Below are 215 nucleotides of genomic sequence, written 5' to 3' on the forward strand. Positions count from 1 at the left end.
CACCCCCCAGGTCATCCGTTCGACAGGGGGGACCAGTCATGCCGGGCCCGGAGGCCAGCGGCCCTCTTGCAGGACCGCCAAGAACATAACGGGGGACGGCAGCGCCGGACACACGGAAAGCCGCCCCCCGTCACAGGAGCGGCTGAGCCGAAGCTCGTGGTGCCGGGAGACCGACCCCCGAGCCGACACGAACCGTCGAGCCGAGGCCACGCACG

Source organism: Streptomyces sp. NPDC026672 (assembly GCF_040638185.1).
GTDB lineage: Bacteria > Actinomycetota > Actinomycetes > Streptomycetales > Streptomycetaceae > Streptomyces.